Origin of the sequence: Vibrio sp. AIC-3 (genome assembly GCF_013114515.1) — a bacterium.
GTDB classification, from domain to species: Bacteria; Pseudomonadota; Gammaproteobacteria; order Enterobacterales; family Vibrionaceae; genus Vibrio; species Vibrio crassostreae_C.
In genome coordinates this window covers 215424-232017 of the sequence record NZ_VTXG01000001.1, presented here as the reverse complement: position 1 = coordinate 232017, position 16594 = coordinate 215424, and the positions used below count along the sequence as shown (strand labels likewise).

General features: G+C 44.7%; 16 protein-coding genes. 14 read left to right on the top strand and 2 right to left on the bottom strand.

Translation table 11 applies throughout. The features are described from left to right. Positions 1 to 42: 42 nt before the first annotated feature. On the bottom strand, positions 43 to 3210 hold the full coding sequence (gene rne / locus F0229_RS01000) for a ribonuclease E (RefSeq protein WP_171732066.1): 3168 nt from the start codon (positions 3208 to 3210) through the stop codon (positions 43 to 45). Positions 3211 to 3828: 618 nt separating this feature from the next. Here rne and rluC point away from each other — a divergent pair. Next, positions 3829 to 4773 carry a 23S rRNA pseudouridine(955/2504/2580) synthase RluC gene (gene rluC, locus F0229_RS00995; protein ID WP_017054981.1) on the top strand — a complete coding sequence of 315 codons (945 nt, stop codon included), beginning with the start codon at positions 3829 to 3831 and terminating at the stop codon, positions 4771 to 4773. Between the two features lie 266 nt (positions 4774 to 5039). Here rluC and F0229_RS00990 read toward each other — a convergent pair whose 3' ends face one another. After that, entirely contained in the window at positions 5040 to 5621 is a 582-nt protein-coding gene (locus F0229_RS00990; RefSeq protein WP_017062154.1) for a nucleoside triphosphate pyrophosphatase, read from the bottom strand. Positions 5622 to 5770: 149 nt separating this feature from the next. Between F0229_RS00990 and yceD the strand changes: the two genes are divergently transcribed. The 13 genes from yceD to F0229_RS00925 all read left to right on the top strand — a co-directional run bounded on the left by yceD (position 5771) and on the right by F0229_RS00925 (position 16366). Further along, positions 5771 to 6298 carry a 23S rRNA accumulation protein YceD gene (gene yceD / locus F0229_RS00985; RefSeq protein ID WP_017062153.1) on the top strand — a complete coding sequence of 176 codons (528 nt, stop codon included), beginning with the start codon at positions 5771 to 5773 and terminating at the stop codon, positions 6296 to 6298. Positions 6299 to 6333: 35 nt separating this feature from the next. Further along, complete coding sequence (rpmF, locus tag F0229_RS00980; protein WP_004737376.1) at positions 6334 to 6504, top strand: 50S ribosomal protein L32; 171 nt, start codon at positions 6334 to 6336, stop codon at positions 6502 to 6504. 9 nt (positions 6505 to 6513) lie between these two features. Next, the gene (plsX, locus tag F0229_RS00975) at positions 6514 to 7539 is read left to right on the top strand and encodes a phosphate acyltransferase PlsX (protein ID WP_017062152.1); all 1026 of its coding nucleotides are present in this window, start codon (positions 6514 to 6516) and stop codon (positions 7537 to 7539) included. Between the two features lie 5 nt (positions 7540 to 7544). Then, positions 7545 to 8495: a beta-ketoacyl-ACP synthase III gene (locus F0229_RS00970; RefSeq protein WP_048659715.1), complete on the top strand. Its 951-nt coding sequence runs from the start codon at positions 7545 to 7547 to the stop codon at positions 8493 to 8495. A gap of 80 nt (positions 8496 to 8575) precedes the next feature. Beyond that, positions 8576 to 9499: an ACP S-malonyltransferase gene (gene fabD, locus F0229_RS00965; RefSeq protein WP_017063479.1), complete on the top strand. Its 924-nt coding sequence runs from the start codon at positions 8576 to 8578 to the stop codon at positions 9497 to 9499. Between the two features lie 25 nt (positions 9500 to 9524). Continuing rightward, positions 9525 to 10259, top strand: coding sequence for a 3-oxoacyl-ACP reductase FabG (fabG, locus tag F0229_RS00960; RefSeq protein ID WP_171732105.1), 735 nt, complete (start codon positions 9525 to 9527; stop codon positions 10257 to 10259). Between the two features lie 166 nt (positions 10260 to 10425). Continuing rightward, positions 10426 to 10659 carry an acyl carrier protein gene (acpP, locus tag F0229_RS00955; RefSeq protein WP_004737381.1) on the top strand — a complete coding sequence of 78 codons (234 nt, stop codon included), beginning with the start codon at positions 10426 to 10428 and terminating at the stop codon, positions 10657 to 10659. 93 nt (positions 10660 to 10752) lie between these two features. Next, positions 10753 to 11997 carry a beta-ketoacyl-ACP synthase II gene (gene fabF, locus F0229_RS00950; protein ID WP_010437291.1) on the top strand — a complete coding sequence of 415 codons (1245 nt, stop codon included), beginning with the start codon at positions 10753 to 10755 and terminating at the stop codon, positions 11995 to 11997. 104 nt (positions 11998 to 12101) lie between these two features. After that, entirely contained in the window at positions 12102 to 12980 is an 879-nt protein-coding gene (gene pabC / locus F0229_RS00945) for an aminodeoxychorismate lyase (RefSeq protein WP_171732065.1), read from the top strand. Further along, positions 12977 to 13993 (top strand): endolytic transglycosylase MltG, encoded by a 1017-nt coding sequence (gene mltG / locus F0229_RS00940; protein WP_171732064.1) that lies wholly within the window; start codon positions 12977 to 12979, stop codon positions 13991 to 13993. The genes pabC and mltG overlap by 4 nt, the downstream gene beginning before the upstream one ends. A gap of 10 nt (positions 13994 to 14003) precedes the next feature. Continuing rightward, positions 14004 to 14636 (top strand): dTMP kinase, encoded by a 633-nt coding sequence (gene tmk, locus F0229_RS00935; RefSeq protein WP_171732063.1) that lies wholly within the window; start codon positions 14004 to 14006, stop codon positions 14634 to 14636. A 6-nt stretch (positions 14637 to 14642) separates the two neighbouring features. Then, positions 14643 to 15608, top strand: coding sequence for a DNA polymerase III subunit delta' (locus tag F0229_RS00930; protein ID WP_171732062.1), 966 nt, complete (start codon positions 14643 to 14645; stop codon positions 15606 to 15608). After that, the gene (locus F0229_RS00925; protein WP_017067206.1) at positions 15599 to 16366 is read left to right on the top strand and encodes a TatD family hydrolase; all 768 of its coding nucleotides are present in this window, start codon (positions 15599 to 15601) and stop codon (positions 16364 to 16366) included. The genes F0229_RS00930 and F0229_RS00925 overlap by 10 nt, the downstream gene beginning before the upstream one ends. Positions 16367 to 16594: the final 228 nt, after the last annotated feature.

The window sequence follows — 16594 nt, the reverse complement described above, 5'->3', positions numbered from 1 at the left end:
AGCCTTTGATTCTATTTACTCGCGATTACCTATCAGTAATCACTAGTAGTTTGGCTTAGTCATCGCCGCGCCAGCTTTGTTCGACGCTGCCTGACTGCCTGCACCTTTCGATACAAAACGTTCAGTGCGGAACGGAGCTGCAATCACTTCAATCTCTTTGATCTCTTGAGGACCAGGAGCTTTAGTCATTGGTGAACCGGCTTGCTTCTTAGCAACAGCTGCCTTTGGTGCCGCTTTAGGAGCTTCTGCTTTAACAACAGGTGCTTCTTCAACTTTTGCACTTTCAGCTTTAGGCGCTTCAGCTTCAACAACTGGTGTTGCTTCTGCTTGCACAGCTTCTGCTACAACAGGCGCTTCAACTTTCGTCGCTTCTGCAATCACTGGAGCTTCAACTTTCGCGGTTTCAACAACCACTGGTGCTTCTTCAACGACTGCAGGAGCTTCAACTACAGCAGGAGTCTCAGCTACTTGAGCTTCAACAGCAGCATCTTCACGACGGATGATAACTTTACCCATTGCAAGCTCTGGACATGCGAAGCCGCCAGTCATTGCTACATTGCTTTGTGGTGCCGTCTCTAGAGCAACATTCTGCTCTTGAACAGATGTTTGAGCTTCAGCTGCTACTTGAACTTCAGCCACTTCAGGCTTTGCCTGCTTGTGGTGAGGTTTTGGAATGAAGCGAGGCATCACTTTACCCATAGCCATCTCTGGAGAAGCTACACCACCTTTACGTAGGCGGAATGGGTTAGGGCGACGATCACGACCGCGACGACGACGTTGACCACTTGCACGTAGGTGACGTGGAGAACGACGGTTACGACGTTGTTTCGGCTCTTCCTGTTCAGTTTGCTCTGCATTCGCTTGAGTTGCTTCTACTTGTTCCGCAACTTTTTGCTCTTGAGCTACTGACTGTTCTTTTGAAACAGATAGTTCTTTAGCAGCAACCTGCTCTTTTGAAGCGTTATCTTCAGCTTGAGCTTGTTGGTCTTTAACACGAACTTGCTTGTTCAGTTTACGACGCTGACGACGCTCTTTAATCTTAGCTGCTTTCGCTTCAGGTTTAGCCTTAGGCGCTTCCGGTTTACCAGCTTGTGCTTCTGCTGCTAGCTGTAGACCTTCTTCTGCTAATTTAGATGGTGCTTGCTCTTCGCGTTGCTTCTGCTCATCACGTGGCTTGTTGCGACGGTCTTGCTTAGGCTTGCGAGGCTGACGAGTTTGCTGTGGAGCTGCTTCTTTTTGCTCTTCAGGCTTCTCATCACGAGCTGGCTTACGGCGGCGTTTGTTGTCACGGTTTTCGTTACGATTGTCACCACGTTCACCACGGTCGTTACGCTGTTCGCCACGCTCACCACGTTGGTTACGACGACGGTTATCGTTACGATCACGGCGTTGACGGTTGCCGTTGTTACGATTGTTTTTAGGTTTTTCTTCTTCTTTCTTCTCTTCTTCCTTTTTCTCTTCTTGAGTTGAAGAGCCAAATAAGAAGCTACCGATAGCTTTGAAGAAACGACCAATTAGGCCTGGTTCTTGAGTCGCTGCTGGTTCAGCTTTCTTCTCTTCTACAGCTTTAGGTGCTGGAGCAGGAGTTGGTGCTAATTGAGCAGGAGCTGCGAAGCCTTTCAGAGCAGGTTCTTCGATCTTCTTAGGACGAATAGTCTGTTCAGCAGGCTCTTTGCTTTCCGCTTCTTTTAGAGCTTCTAGCTTGTTAGGCAGCAAGTAAGATAGTAGATCGAACTCTTCACCTTCACGAACACGGATAACCTCAAAATGCGGCGTTTCCATGTCTGAGTTAGGAACAACAGTGATCTTAACTTCTTGGTTCTTCTCGATGTGGTTTACTGAGCGACGTTTTTCGTTCAGAAGGTAAGAAGCGATTGGAACAGGCACAACAGCAAGTACTTGTGCTGTGTTGTCTTTTAGAGCTTCTTCTTCAATCAAACGTAGAACAGAAAGTGCTAGAGATTCGTTATCACGAACAACACCAGTACCTGTACAACGAGGACAAATGTGGTGGCTTGCTTCTGCTAGTGATGGGCTCAAACGTTGACGAGACATCTCTAGAAGACCAAAGCGAGAAATACGACCAATCTGAACACGTGCGCGATCTAAACGAACGGCATCACGTAGACGGCTTTCTACTTCGCGTTGGTGGCGAACCGGGGTCATATCGATAAAGTCGATTACAACAAGACCACCTAGGTCACGTAGACGTAATTGACGTGCAATTTCATCGGCAGCTTCTAGGTTAGTGTTAAGTGCTGTTTCTTCAATATCGCCGCCCTTTGTTGCACGAGCAGAGTTGATATCGATAGAAGTCAGTGCTTCTGTTGGGTCGATTACGATAGAACCACCAGATGGAAGACGAACTTCACGTTGGAAAGCAGATTCGATCTGGCTTTCAATCTGGTAATGGCTGAATAGTGGCACTTCACCATCGTATTTCTTAACGCGATTCATGAAATCTGGGCGTATTAATTGAATGTGCGCTTGTGCACGTTCAAAAATAGTATTGCTGTCGATTAGAATCTCGCCAATATCACGACGTAGGTAGTCACGAATTGCGCGAACAATAACGTTACTCTCTTGGTGAATTAGGAAAGGAGCTGCATTTGAATCAGAAGCTTGCTTGATAGCGCCCCAATGGTTCAATAGAACATTCAGGTCCCACTCTAGCTCTTCTGCACTTTTGCCAACACCCGCTGTACGCACGATTAAGCCCATACCTTGAGGAAGCTCAAGAGTGCTTAATGCTGCTTTCAGTTGAGTGCGTTCATCACCTTCGATACGACGAGAAATACCGCCAGCACGAGGGTTATTAGGCATAAGAACTAAGTAACTACCAGCTAAAGAGATGAAAGTTGTCAGTGCAGCACCTTTGCTACCACGTTCTTCTTTCTCTACTTGTACGATTACTTCTTGACCTTCTTTTAGCACTTCTTTAATGCTAGGACGGCCTTGGTATGTATAACCTTCAGGGAAGTATTCGCGGGCAATTTCTTTAAGAGGGAGGAAACCGTGACGTTCTGCGCCGTAATCAACGAATGCCGCTTCTAGGCTTGGTTCAATACGGGTAATACGTCCTTTGTAGATATTCGCTTTCTTTGACTCGTGACCTGGACTTTCGATATCTAGATCGAACAGTCGTTGGCCATCAACCAAAGCGACACGCAACTCTTCTTTTTGAGTTGCGTTAATTAACATTCTTTTCATTTAGAAATTCTCATTGTCTTTTCTTATTTTCATCATTGTTCTTATCGCTTTATTTCGTTTCTCATGGTGCCAGATCCCATGGCTTTATCGGTGCAGCCTCCCGGCTGGAGAGGGATGCTCTGGGGCACGTCAGTCATCATAGGGATTTAGCCTATGATCCGCGATGTGGCGGTGAATACTCAACATGAGTGTACGTGAGTAGAGCGATAAGGAACTCAGTTGACCGTGTCTTACGCCGATTGCAGCACTGTCTAATCTGAGTTATCTACTCATTTACTTGCTTATGAATGGTTAGCTGTTTAAATAATAGTCAAACCATTGATAGCAGCTGTGAACTATAGCAGCGGTCGGTAAACACAGCAATCTGCTTTGTCGGAATGCTGTAAAAAAAACAGTTTTTGTTTGGGTTTTGATAGCTCTAACTCACTGTCTATAAATAATTTATCAATTGATATTTTAATTTGCAGGAATCTTGATGCTTTTTTGTTCGAAGAATCAAAGAAATATAGAACTTCAATGACCATTTTGGGATAGATCGGTAAGGATTAGGGATAAATAAGTTCGGAATAGGGCTAAGAAAATCTCAATTATCAAAAGTGACAGTGATACAATAGCGCAATGAGCGAAATTAGAACCCAAGTCCAATTCGTCGACATTGACGAAGATATGGCTGGTCAGCGTATTGATAACTTCTTACGCAACCAATTAAAAAACATCCCGAAAAGCATGATTTACCGAATCGTGCGTAAAGGCGAAGTCCGCGTAAATAAAAAACGCATCAAGGCTGAGTACAAACTAAAAGCTGGCGATTTAGTTCGTATCCCTCCGGTTACTATTGAAGAGAAAACAGAAGAGAACGTGCCGAGCACGAAACTCAACAAGGTTTCAGAATTAGAACAGTGCATCATTTATGAAGATGATCACATGCTAATTCTTAACAAACCGTCTGGCACTGCTGTTCATGGTGGTAGCGGATTAAAATTTGGCGCGATTGAAGCATTACGTGCTCTTCGCCCTGATGCTCGTTTTCTTGAATTAGTGCACCGTATCGATAGAGATACGTCTGGCATTTTGCTTGTTGCTAAGAAGCGCTCGGCGCTAAGACACCTTCAAGCACAGTTCCGTGAAAAAACGGTTCAAAAATACTACTTCGCTTTAGTTATGGGCGAATGGAAGAACAGCTGCAAAGTCGTCAACGCACCTTTGTTGAAAAATGAAGTGAACAGCATTGTTCGAGTTAACCCGAATGGTAAAGCTTCTGAAACCCGTTTTAAGGTTTTAGAAAAATTCCAAGAGGCGACGTTGATTCAAGCAAGCCCAATTACAGGCCGAACACACCAAATTCGTGTGCACGCTCAGTATACTGGTCACCCAATTGCTTGGGATGATCGCTACGGTGATCGTCGTTTTGATGCTTACACGGGTAAGGTTGGTCTTGATCGTCTGTTCCTACATGCAGCAAACATCAAGTTCACACACCCAGGTAGTGAAGAGAAGATGGATATCTCGGCGCCAATGGAAAGAAGGCTAGAGAAAGCCCTAACTGGTTTACGTAAGCTTTAAGAAGATACGAGATACGAAGGTATAGAGTGCCTCTAAATTTGTTCTTCAGTATCCATAAATGAGAAAGGTTGACGAATATCGTCAACCTTTTTTGTTTTCATCTGTTGTAGAAGATCCCCAAGTCGCTCGTTCCTCGCCCTTGAGGATGACGACTTTTTAAAATCACGCTCTATATCATTAGTTGGTTAGATAAAATTGCGTGTTCCGCCATTCCCTAGACTGACGAAGGAAGGAGTAGGGAATCTCTAACAAAGAGAGCGTATCCGTTATAGTACCCCCATTCCTTGCGCTTCTAACATATCGACTAGATCGATCAGCGGTAAGCCGATCAAAGTATTTGGATCTTTACCTTCCATCTGTTTAAACAACGCGATGCCTAACCCTTCACACATAAAACTGCCCGCGCAGTAATAAGGTTGTTCTTTCTCGACATAACTCATGATCTGTTGCTTAGTTAAATCGCGGAAATGCACAACAAAGGTGTCGAGACGCGTGTCAGCTTCATTGGTCTCGTTGTTCCAAACCGAAAGCCCAGTATAAAAAGTAATGCTCTTGCCGCTTTGACGAGATAACTGCTCGATCGCTTTTTCTCGAGTGTGAGGCTTACCTATGATCTCTCCATCAATCACACAAACCTGATCAGAACCAATGACTAAGCTAGGTTGCTCCACAACACAAGACTTAGCTTTGGTCTCAGCAAGGCGCATCACCAACTGTTGTGGTGTCTCTTCAGGAAGCGGCGTTTCATCGCAGTCTGGCTTGGCTGTAATGAAGCTTAACTGTAGTTTTTTGAGGATCTCTTGCCTAAATGGTGATGTAGAGGCTAAAACTAGTTGGTAATTTCTCATTTTAATTTACAATTCAAGGAAGCATTTATCTCAGGATAACGTAACTTGTCCTGCTATTCATAATGCTCTGAATAGGAAAGGCAGGAAAGTACATTTTTTTTGCCATTTCCTTTGACTAAACACGATTTGGAAGATAAGATTCGCGCCCTATGCAAAAGGAAAAAATACCGCGTACAGTTGATCCGGCAAGAACGGCTCAAAAACGACTCGATATGGATGGTATCATTCAGGTCAGTCTTTTGAAGCGTTTAACTGAAGCAACTGAAGGCGTAAAACGTGACGCGCAAGTCTCAATGTCATTTGGGCTTGATGAACAACGATTAGTCGTTATCTCTGGTAAAGCTAACGTCGAAGTCGATTTAGAGTGTCAACGTTGTAATGAGGTTTTCGCACATGAGTGCGATGTCCAATTTACTTATACTCCTGTTTACAGTGAGAAAAGTGAAGAGGAAGCACCGGAAGAGTACGATTTGGTAGATCTGAACGAGTACGGTGAGTTAGACCTGATTCAATTAGTTGAAGACGAGTTCATCCTTGGATTGCCACAAATAGCAATGCACGACGATGCGAAATGTAGCGTTAACTCAAATAACTTGGTGTTTGGTGAACTTCCTGAAGAAATTGAGGAAGACAAAAAGCCGAATCCATTTGATGTTTTAAAAAGCTTAAAGAAGTAATTGCTTCTTTAAGAATTTACATAGGAGTAGGGTCAATGGCCGTACAAAAGAGCAAGAAATCACGTTCAATGCGTGGCATGCGTCGTTCACACGATGCGCTAACTACAGCTGCACTTTCTGTAGACGCAACTTCAGGTGAAACTCACCTACGTCACAACGTGACTGCCGAAGGTTTCTACCGCGGCAAAAAGGTTATCAACAAGTAAGGTTGACCTTTGCAAAATCTAACCGTTGCGCTTGATGCAATGGGCGGGGACTTCGGTCCTCGTGTAACAGTGCCTGCCGCCGTGCAGGCACTGTCGTATTTCCCAGAGCTAAAAGTCATTCTAATAGGTGATCGAAACGCGATCACATCTCAATTATCTTCATTAGGTCGAATGCCTGATTCTCGTTTGAGTATCCAGCATTGTGATCGAGTCATTTCCAATTCTGAAAAACCGTCACTAGCCTTACGTAACAGTCAGGGTAGCTCTATGCGTGCTGCTATTGATTTGGTTGCTGAATCACAGGCTGATGCTTGTGTGAGTGGTGGTAACACCGGCGCACTGATGGCGCTATCTCGTTTCAGACTCAAACTTCTTCCCGGCATTGATAGGCCTGCATTGGTTTCAGCTTTGCCTACTGCTTCTGGCAACCGTACATGGATGCTTGATTTAGGGGCGAACGTTTCTAGTGACGCAGATTCACTGTTTCAGTTTGCCGTAATGGGCAGTGCATTAGCGGAACAACATTTAGGTCGCGCGCCACGTGTCGCTATCTTGAATATCGGCGCAGAAGAAATTAAAGGCAATGACCTTGTAAAACGATGCGCTGAAATGTTGTCTAATACTCAGTCTGTGAACTTCATAGGCTATATTGAAGGTAATCAATTACTTCAAGATGCTGCTGATGTCGTCGTATGTGATGGTTTTGTGGGCAATGTCTGCTTAAAAACGTGCGAAGGTACGGCTCAGCTCTTTATTGATAAGCTAAAAACGCGCATGATGGCTTCAACAATAAAGGGTTGGATAGCCAGAATGCTGTTTTCTGAGCTATTTACTGAATTAAAAACCTTGAACCCCGACCAGTATAACGGCGCAAGTTTGTTAGGATTGCGCGGCATTGTCATTAAAAGTCATGGAAGTGCTGATGTGTCTGCAGTCGTCAACGCGATTGGTGAAGCAGTACACGAGGTCAAACGACAAGTCCCCAGCCGCATTAGCGATCGTTTGGAAGCGGTTTTACTCGAGAGGCATTATTAGTCTTCATGTATAGCAAAATTTTAGGTACTGGCAGCTACTTGCCATCTCAGGTGCGTACGAACGCAGACTTAGAGAAAATGGTAGAGACTAGCGATGAGTGGATCGTTGCTAGAACTGGTATTAAAGAGCGTCGTATTTCAGCGGAAAACGAAACCGTTGCTGATATGGCGTTTTACGCTGCTGAGAATGCCATTGAAATGGCAGGTATCGACAAAGATGAGATTGATTTAATCATCGTTGCGACAACCAGCAGTAGCCACACATTCCCGTCTTCGGCATGTCAGGTACAAGGCAAGCTTGGTATCAAAGGCTGCCCTGCGTTTGATTTGGCTGCAGCGTGTTCTGGTTTTGTCTACGCACTGTCTGTTGCTGATCAACACATCAAGACTGGCATGTGTAAGAACGTTTTGGTAATTGGTGCTGATGCACTGTCAAAAACCTGTGATCCGACTGACCGCTCTACTATCATCCTATTTGGTGATGCAGCAGGCGCGGTGGTTGTAGGCGCAAGCGAAGAGCCAGGTATTTTGTCTACTCATATTTACTCTGATGGTAAATACGGTGAGCTTCTAAGCTTAGAAGTACCAGAGCGCGGCGGTGATGCAGACAAATGGCTGCACATGGCGGGCAACGAAGTATTTAAAGTGGCGGTAACTCAGCTTTCTAAGCTAGTTAAAGACACCTTAGCGGCGAACAATATGGATAAGTCAGAGCTTGATTGGTTAGTTCCACACCAAGCGAACTACCGTATTATCTCGGCAACCGCTAAAAAGCTGACGATGTCGCTTGATCAAGTAGTGATTACTCTTGATAAGCACGGCAACACGTCAGCAGCTACCGTACCAACGGCCCTAGATGAGGCTGTTCGCGACGGGCGAATTAAACGTGGTCAAACGCTTCTACTTGAAGCATTTGGCGGCGGCTTCACTTGGGGTTCTGCGTTAGTTAAATTCTAACCCTAAGCGATAATCAACAAACAAGGCACATAACTTATGTGCCTTATTCAATTTTTTGCTTTGCTTAAAGGAAAATTACAATGAGCAAATTTGCTATCGTATTCCCAGGCCAAGGCTCTCAAGCTATCGGTATGCTTGCTGACCTAGGCGAACAGTATGATGTTGTTAAAAAGACATTTGCTGAAGCTTCAGAAGCACTTGGTTACGATCTATGGGCATTGGTTCAAGATGGTCCTGTAGAAAATCTAAATGAAACTTTTCGCACTCAACCGGCTCTATTAACAGCGTCTGTTGCAATTTGGCGTGTATGGCAAGAGCTTGGCCTAGAGCAACCTGTAAATCTAGCAGGTCACAGCCTAGGTGAATATTCTGCTCTTGTATGTGCCGGCGTTATCGACTTTAAAGAAGCGATCAAGCTGGTTGAACTACGTGGTCAACTGATGCAAGAAGCGGTTCCTGCAGGTGTTGGTGCAATGTACGCAATCATCGGTCTAGACGATGAAGCGATTGCTAAAGCGTGTGAAGAAGCTGCGCAAGACGAAGTTGTGTCTCCAGTTAACTTTAACTCTCCTGGCCAAGTTGTTATCGCGGGTAACAAAGCTGCAGTAGAGCGTGCTGGTGCACTTTGTAAAGAAGCGGGCGCTAAGCGTGCACTTCCGTTACCTGTTTCTGTGCCGTCTCACTGTGCACTGATGAAGCCAGCAGCAGATAAGCTAGCAGTGGCTCTAGAAGCTCTAGAGTTCAACACGCCAGCATTGCCTGTTATCAATAACGTTGATGTTATTGCTGAAACAGACCCTGCAAAAATTAAAGACGCACTTGTTCGTCAGCTATACAGCCCAGTTCGTTGGACTGAAGGTGTACAAGCGATGAATGAGCAAGGCGTTGAGAAGCTACTTGAATTAGGCCCTGGTAAAGTTCTTACTGGTCTAACAAAACGAATCGTAAAAACTATGACAGCTGCTGCAGTTAATGATACTGCATCACTAGAAGCTGCTAAGTAAATAACCACTTAATAGAGAAGTTATGATGAATTTAGAAGGCAAAGTTGCACTAGTTACAGGCGCAAGCCGTGGCATCGGTCGTGCAATCGCTGAACTTTTAGTTGAGCGTGGTGCTAAAGTTATCGGTACTGCGACATCTGAAGGCGGCGCAGCTGCAATCAGCGAGTACCTTGGTGAGAACGGTAAAGGTCTTGCTCTTAATGTAACGGATACTGACTCAATTGCTGCTACACTGAAAACCATCAACGATGAATTCGGTGCGATTGACATTCTAGTTAACAACGCAGGTATCACTCGTGATAACCTACTGATGCGTATGAAAGACGACGAATGGAATGACATCATCGATACTAACCTAACGCCTATCTTCCACATGTCTAAAGCTGTATTGCGTGGCATGATGAAGAAGCGTCAAGGTCGTATAGTAAACGTTGGTTCTGTAGTAGGTACAATGGGTAACGCTGGTCAAGCTAACTACGCAGCTGCAAAAGCAGGCGTAATTGGTTTTACTAAATCAATGGCTCGTGAAGTTGCGTCTCGTGGCGTTACAGTGAACACTGTAGCTCCTGGTTTCATCGAAACTGACATGACTAAAGCGCTAAATGATGACCAACGTGCAGCAACTTTGGCGAATGTACCAGCAGGTCGACTAGGTGACCCTCGCGAAATCGCTGAAGCTGTGGTATTTTTGGCGTCACCTGCGGCAGCTTATATCACAGGTGAAACACTTCACGTCAATGGCGGTATGTACATGGTGTAAATTATGTGCAACATTTGTGCATGATTTAAGTCAAGATCATACGTAATTTCGGTTAAAATCGTGAAAATTGTGGTTTGACCAGAAAAGTTGACCTTGCAACTTTCAATAGATTGAATAAACTACGGAAAACATCGCATAAAGCGAACTCTGTAAAGGAAAAGAAAAAATGAGCAACCTCGAAGAACGCGTAAAGAAAATCATTGTTGAACAGCTAGGTGTAGACGAAGCTGAAGTTAAAAACGAAGCTTCTTTCGTTGATGACCTAGGTGCAGATTCTCTAGACACAGTAGAGCTAGTAATGGCTCTAGAAGAAGAATTCGACACTGAAATCCCAGATGAAGAAGCTGAGAAAATTACTACTGTTCAAGCAGCTATCGATTACGTAACTAGCGCTCAGTAATAATCTCTCCCAGGCGGTCACCTCGACCGCCTGTGTTTTATCTAACTCATCTATCCTCATCTTAAATCACCTCAATCCCCGGAGTGTAAAATCGTGTCCAAGCGTCGTGTAGTTGTCACTGGCATGGGTATGTTGTCACCGGTAGGCAACACTGTAGAATCTTCTTGGAAAGCCCTGCTAGCTGGTCAAAGTGGTATCGTTAATATCGATCATTTTGATGCAACCAATTTCTCAACTCGTTTTGCAGGTCTAGTTAAAGACTTTAACTGCGAAGAGTATATGACTAAAAAAGATGCTCGTAAGATGGACTTGTTCATCCAGTACGGCGTCGCAGCAGGTATTCAAGCTTTAGATGATTCAGCCCTAACTATTACTGAAGAAAACGCTCCACGTGTGGGTGTTGCTATTGGTTCTGGTATTGGTGGTCTTGGTTTGATCGAAGCCGGTCACCAAGCTCTAACTGAAAAAGGCCCTCGTAAGATCAGCCCGTTCTTCGTACCGTCGACGATCGTGAATATGATTGCTGGTCACATGTCTATCATGCGTGGCCTACGCGGTCCAAACATCGCGATTTCTACTGCATGTACGACTGGCCTACATAACATTGGTCACGCGGCTCGTATGATTGCATACGGCGATGCAGACGCAATGCTAGCGGGTGGTGCTGAAAAAGCATCAACTCCACTAGGTATGGGCGGTTTTGGTGCGGCTAAAGCACTTTCTACTCGTAACGATGAGCCTCAAAAAGCTTCTCGTCCATGGGACAAAGGCCGTGATGGCTTCGTTCTTGGCGACGGTGCAGGCATGATGGTTCTTGAAGAGTACGAACATGCGAAAGCTCGTGGCGCTAAGATTTACTGTGAGCTAGTTGGCTTCGGTATGTCGGGTGACGCTTACCACATGACATCTCCAAGTGAAGATGGCTCAGGTGGCGCACTAGCAATGGAAGCGGCTATGCGTGATGCTGGCATTACTGGTGAACAAATCGGTTATGTAAACGCACACGGTACTTCGACTCCTGCAGGTGACGTAGCGGAAGTTAAGGGCATCAAGCGTGCTCTTGGCGAAGCAGGCAGCAAGCAAGTATTGGTTTCTTCTACGAAATCAATGACAGGCCACCTTCTAGGTGCTGCTGGTTCTGCTGAAGCTATCATCACGGCTATGTCTCTGGTTGACCAAATTGTTCCACCAACAATCAACCTAGATGATCCTGAAGAAGGCTTAGATATTGACTTAGTACCTCACACTGCGCGTGAAGTTAGCAACATGGAATATGCTGCATGTAACTCATTCGGTTTCGGTGGTACAAACGGCTGTTTGATCTTCAAAAAGATTTAATCATCTTATTAAAGACGTAAACACTCGTAGATAGTCACAATTAGACTTGTTTTTAAACGGCTTGATGCTTTAGCATTGAGCCGTTTCTTTTTATGGGGAAAAACATGTTTTGGGTTGATGGAGAAAGCCAGCAAACTATCGATATTTTGGATCGCTCGTTTCAGTACGGAGACGGCTGTTTTACGACAATGCTCGTAAGTGATGGTGAGATACAACATCTTCACGATCATCAGCACCGTGTCGACGAGTGCCTTAAAGCGCTACGCATTTCTGCTCTTGATTGGGATGTTGTTAGTCTTTGGCTCGATACTGCGCTTCAACACATCCAACATAACGCTCTTCATGGCACAAAGAGCCTTGATGGTTCAAAGAAGCTCCATAACGCCAACAAGCCTCATAATCAAAAAGCAGGGATCAAGCTGCACGTTAGTCGTGGAGCGGGTGGGCGTGGCTACAGTACCAAGAATATCGCCAAGCCGACAATCACCATCAGTACCTTTGATTACCCAAGCCATTATTCAGTGTGGCAAGACTCCGGTGTTGAACTCGGTATCTGCCATCAAGCGCTAGGTTTGAGCCCACTACTGGCTGGCCATAAGCACAATAATCGCCTTGAGCAGATTTTGATGAAAGATGAAATGGATCAAGCTAATGAAGTGGATGGCGTGGTTCTTGATATATCGGGCAATGTGATTGAAACCACCATGGCCAATCTGTTCTGGCGCAAAGGTCAGTCGATATATACACCTCAACTCACTCAAAGTGGTGTCGCGGGGGTTATGCGTAAGCAAGTGTTAACCGCGCTGAATCAGGCTGAACTTTCCGTTACAATTAGTGACTACTGCTTATCTCAACTCATGCAAGCTGATGAGGTTTTCATGACAAACTCCATTTTAGGGGTTGCCCCAGTTACCCGTATTAGTGATACCCAATTTAACATTGGAACCATTACTCGTAGCCTTCAAGGACAACTAAACTCGTGATCAAAAAGTTATTTATTTTTATTATCTTGTGCTTAATTGCAGCCGGTGCTGCTGGTTTTTATGTTTACAACCAAGCGCAAGATAACCTGAAACAAGTTATTCAATTAGAAAAACCACAAGTCGTGACTGTTGCTTCAGGTAGCAGCTTTAACCGCGTTCTAGCCCAGTTGATTAACGAGGGGCTGTTTGAGGCTTCTCCTTACGAGAAATTAATCCGTAAGTTACATCCTGAGCTTGTAGACGTAAAAGCGGGTACTTTCCTGCTTGAACCGGGTTTAACCTTAGAGCAAGCGCTACAGGTGCTTGCAGAAGGGAAAGAACACCAGTTTACTATTACCTTTGTTGAAGGCAGTCGTTTTGACGAATGGCTTGTTCAGCTAAAAGACAACGAATTCATTCAACAGACATTGGATGGCGTTTCTGAAAAAGAGATCGCTGAAAAGTTGGGTATTGAAAACGAAAAGCTAGAAGGTCTCTTCTTAGCAGAAACGTATCACTACACCTACGGCACCACTGATTTAGATTTGTTGAAGCGCGCGCATCGAGACCTAATGAGCGTGGTGAATGAAGAGTGGGAAAATCGAGCGGATAAGCTGCCTCTTAAATCGCCATACGAAGCGTTAATTCTTGCATCTATCATTGAGAAAGAGACCGCTGTTGCGTCAGAACGTGAGCGTGTTTCTTCTGTGTTTGTTAACCGTCTAAACAAGCGTATGCGTTTGCAAACTGACCCAACGGTTATCTATGGCATGGGTGACAGCTACGATGGCAACATCCGTAAGAAAGACTTACGCACACCAACGCCTTACAACACCTATACAATGAGTGGCTTGCCACCGACACCTATCGCTATGGCAGGCAAAGCGTCTATCAACGCGGCGTTGAATCCAGAGAAGAGCAACTACTTGTATTTCGTTGCGAGTGGAACAGGTGGTCACGTATTTTCAAAGAGTTTGACTGAGCATAACCGTGCAGTGCGAGCTTACTTAAAGCAATTAAGAAAAAACAGATAAAGAAATAATTATGAATCAGTCGAAATTTATCGTGGTTGAAGGCCTTGAAGGCGCTGGCAAAAGCACAGCAATCAATGCCATCGTTGAGACATTAAAAGCATCGGGTGTTGAAGATATTGTTAATACTCGCGAGCCGGGTGGTACTGTCTTAGCTGAAAAGATGCGTTCATTGGTTAAAGAAGAGCACGAAGGCGAGAAGCTTCAAGACATGACTGAATTGCTGTTGATGTATGCAGCACGTGTTCAATTAGTCGAGAACGTCATCAAGCCGGCACTCGCCAATGGTCAATGGGTATTGGGTGATCGTCATGATATGTCTTCACAGGCATACCAAGGTGGTGGTCGCCAGATCGCGCGCACGACTATGGAATCACTGAAAGCAACCACGCTAGGCGGCTTTAAACCCGATCTAACGCTATATTTGGACCTAGACCCTAGAGTAGGGCTAGAGCGTGCTAGAGGCCGTGGTGAGCTTGATAGAATTGAAAAGATGGACATCTCATTTTTCGACCGCACGCGTGAGCGCTATCTAGAAATTGCAGAACAAGATGATTCTGTACTTGTGATTAACTCGCAGCAAGAAATTGAGCAAGTAGCCGCTGATATTAAAGTCGCGCTAACTGCTTGGCTCGACAAACAGTAGGTAGTCATGGCTGAAGTGTATTCTTGGCTCACACCGGTATGGAGTGAGTGGAAAAAAAGTCTCGATGCAGAGCGTTTTCCTAACTCTGTGATTGTTAATGCACCGGAAGGGCTCGGCGTTGATGCTTTGATTAGCCAACTTACCGACGCATTGATGTGCACGAACTATGAAAGCGAGTCGTGCGGGTTTTGCCACAGCTGTGAGTTAATGAAGTCGGGCAGTCATCCTGATTTTCATGTGATCTCACCCGAGAAAGAAGGTAAGTCGATCACGGTTGATCAAGTGCGTGCCAGTAACCGCTGGGCTCAAGAGTCTTCTCAGTTAGGTGGTTTGCGCGTTATTTTGCTTAACCCTGCTGAAGCAATGAACGAATCGGCTTCCAACGCACTATTGAAAACTCTGGAAGAGCCATCAAGCAAGTGCATCTTCATTCTGTCTACTCGTAACAGTAATCGCTTAATGCCGACTATTATTAGCCGTTGTCAGCAATTCAATGTGGTTTGTCCGCAGTTAGAGACAGCATCAGCGTGGTTAGATGGTGAAGTGGGCAAAGCGGTACCGCAGTATATTTTAGCACTCAATGACAACGCGCCTTTAAAAGCAAAAGCGATGTTTGAGCAAGGTGGCGTTGAAGCTTCAACAAAAGCGCTCGATGGCTTTGTGAATGTGATAAAAGGCACTCAACCTGACATGCTAAAGTTCTCTACAGAGCTTAGCAAAGACCCTTTGATTCAACTTGGCTGGCTTTGGCATCTATTGTCAGATGTACAGAAGCTGCATTTTGGTTTGGCGAATCAGGCTTTCACTCCGAGTGCGAAAGCATTGTGTGAGGCGATGTCTTATCAAAGTTCTTATGCAGCATCGAATAAACTGCTGACATTGATTGAGCAGTTAAAGCAACACCCTGGGCTCAATACGGAGCTACTCATAATGAATTGGCTGATAGCCACTTGCGAGGAAACATGTTCGTAGATTCCCACTGTCATTTAGACAAACTGGATTACCAAGATTTACACACCAGCGTAGAAGATGTGGTTAACAAGGCGAAGGCTGCTAACGTAGACCAATTGCTTTCTGTCGGTGTGACACTCGATTCGTTTGAAAATATGCTCGAGATGATCTCGCCGTTTGATAACGTTAAAGCCTCTTGTGGCGTTCACCCTCTCGATGTTGAAAGTGATTTCAGCCTAGAGACAATGCGTGAATACGCGAGCAACCCTAAGGTTGTGGCGATTGGAGAGACAGGTTTAGATTATCACTACCAACCAGAGACGGCGGAGCTGCAACAGCTGCGATTTAAGCAGCATGTTGAGTTAGCCGTTGAGCTGAATAAACCTTTGATCATTCACACTCGTAACGCACGTGAAGACACATTAGCTATTTTACGTGATGGCGGAGCTGAGAAGTGTGGTGGTGTGATTCACTGCTTTACCGAAGATCAAGCGTTCGCTGAAGCAGCAATGGAACTAGGTTTCTATATCTCAATTTCAGGCATTGTGACCTTTAAGCAGGCTACAGAACTTAAAGAAGTTGTTAAGAACCTACCGCTAGACAGGTTGCTGATCGAGACAGATTCTCCATATTTGGCGCCCATTCCATATCGTGGGAAGCAGAATCAGCCTGCATATGTCGTCGAAGTGGCGGCCTACATTGGGCAATTAAAAGGTGTGTCGATGAAAGAGGTTGCCGAACAAACGACCAAAAATTACCAAAAACTTTTTTTGCGATAAAAATCTAAGTAAACAAATAAAAGGGAGCGAAAGCTCCCTTTTTGTGTTTTTGATCACTAAAAATACGTTTTTTTTTAATGTTTACGAATTATGTTGAACTTGAGAGCGCTAATTATAACATTTGTAATTTTGTTACTAAAAATAACATTCGCTCCTATTTTATTTACTCAGTAAAATAATAGGGCTCTTGAAAAATACTTATATATTTCAATTGATTAAATGCTTGTA

Excerpts from the sequence above, each read along its gene's own strand:
- rne (WP_171732066.1), bottom strand. The coding sequence starts at position 3,210 with ATGAAAAGAATGTTAATTAACGCAACTCAAAAAGAAGAGTTGCGTGTC.
- rluC (WP_017054981.1), top strand. The coding sequence starts at position 3,829 with ATGAGCGAAATTAGAACCCAAGTCCAATTCGTCGACATTGACGAAGAT.
- F0229_RS00990 (WP_017062154.1), bottom strand. The coding sequence starts at position 5,621 with ATGAGAAATTACCAACTAGTTTTAGCCTCTACATCACCATTTAGGCAA.
- yceD (WP_017062153.1), top strand. The coding sequence starts at position 5,771 with ATGCAAAAGGAAAAAATACCGCGTACAGTTGATCCGGCAAGAACGGCT.
- rpmF (WP_004737376.1), top strand. The coding sequence starts at position 6,334 with ATGGCCGTACAAAAGAGCAAGAAATCACGTTCAATGCGTGGCATGCGT.
- F0229_RS00970 (WP_048659715.1), top strand. The coding sequence starts at position 7,545 with ATGTATAGCAAAATTTTAGGTACTGGCAGCTACTTGCCATCTCAGGTG.
- fabD (WP_017063479.1), top strand. The coding sequence starts at position 8,576 with ATGAGCAAATTTGCTATCGTATTCCCAGGCCAAGGCTCTCAAGCTATC.
- fabG (WP_171732105.1), top strand. The coding sequence starts at position 9,525 with ATGAATTTAGAAGGCAAAGTTGCACTAGTTACAGGCGCAAGCCGTGGC.
- acpP (WP_004737381.1), top strand. The coding sequence starts at position 10,426 with ATGAGCAACCTCGAAGAACGCGTAAAGAAAATCATTGTTGAACAGCTA.
- pabC (WP_171732065.1), top strand. The coding sequence starts at position 12,102 with ATGTTTTGGGTTGATGGAGAAAGCCAGCAAACTATCGATATTTTGGAT.
- tmk (WP_171732063.1), top strand. The coding sequence starts at position 14,004 with ATGAATCAGTCGAAATTTATCGTGGTTGAAGGCCTTGAAGGCGCTGGC.
- F0229_RS00930 (WP_171732062.1), top strand. The coding sequence starts at position 14,643 with ATGGCTGAAGTGTATTCTTGGCTCACACCGGTATGGAGTGAGTGGAAA.
- F0229_RS00925 (WP_017067206.1), top strand. The coding sequence starts at position 15,599 with ATGTTCGTAGATTCCCACTGTCATTTAGACAAACTGGATTACCAAGAT.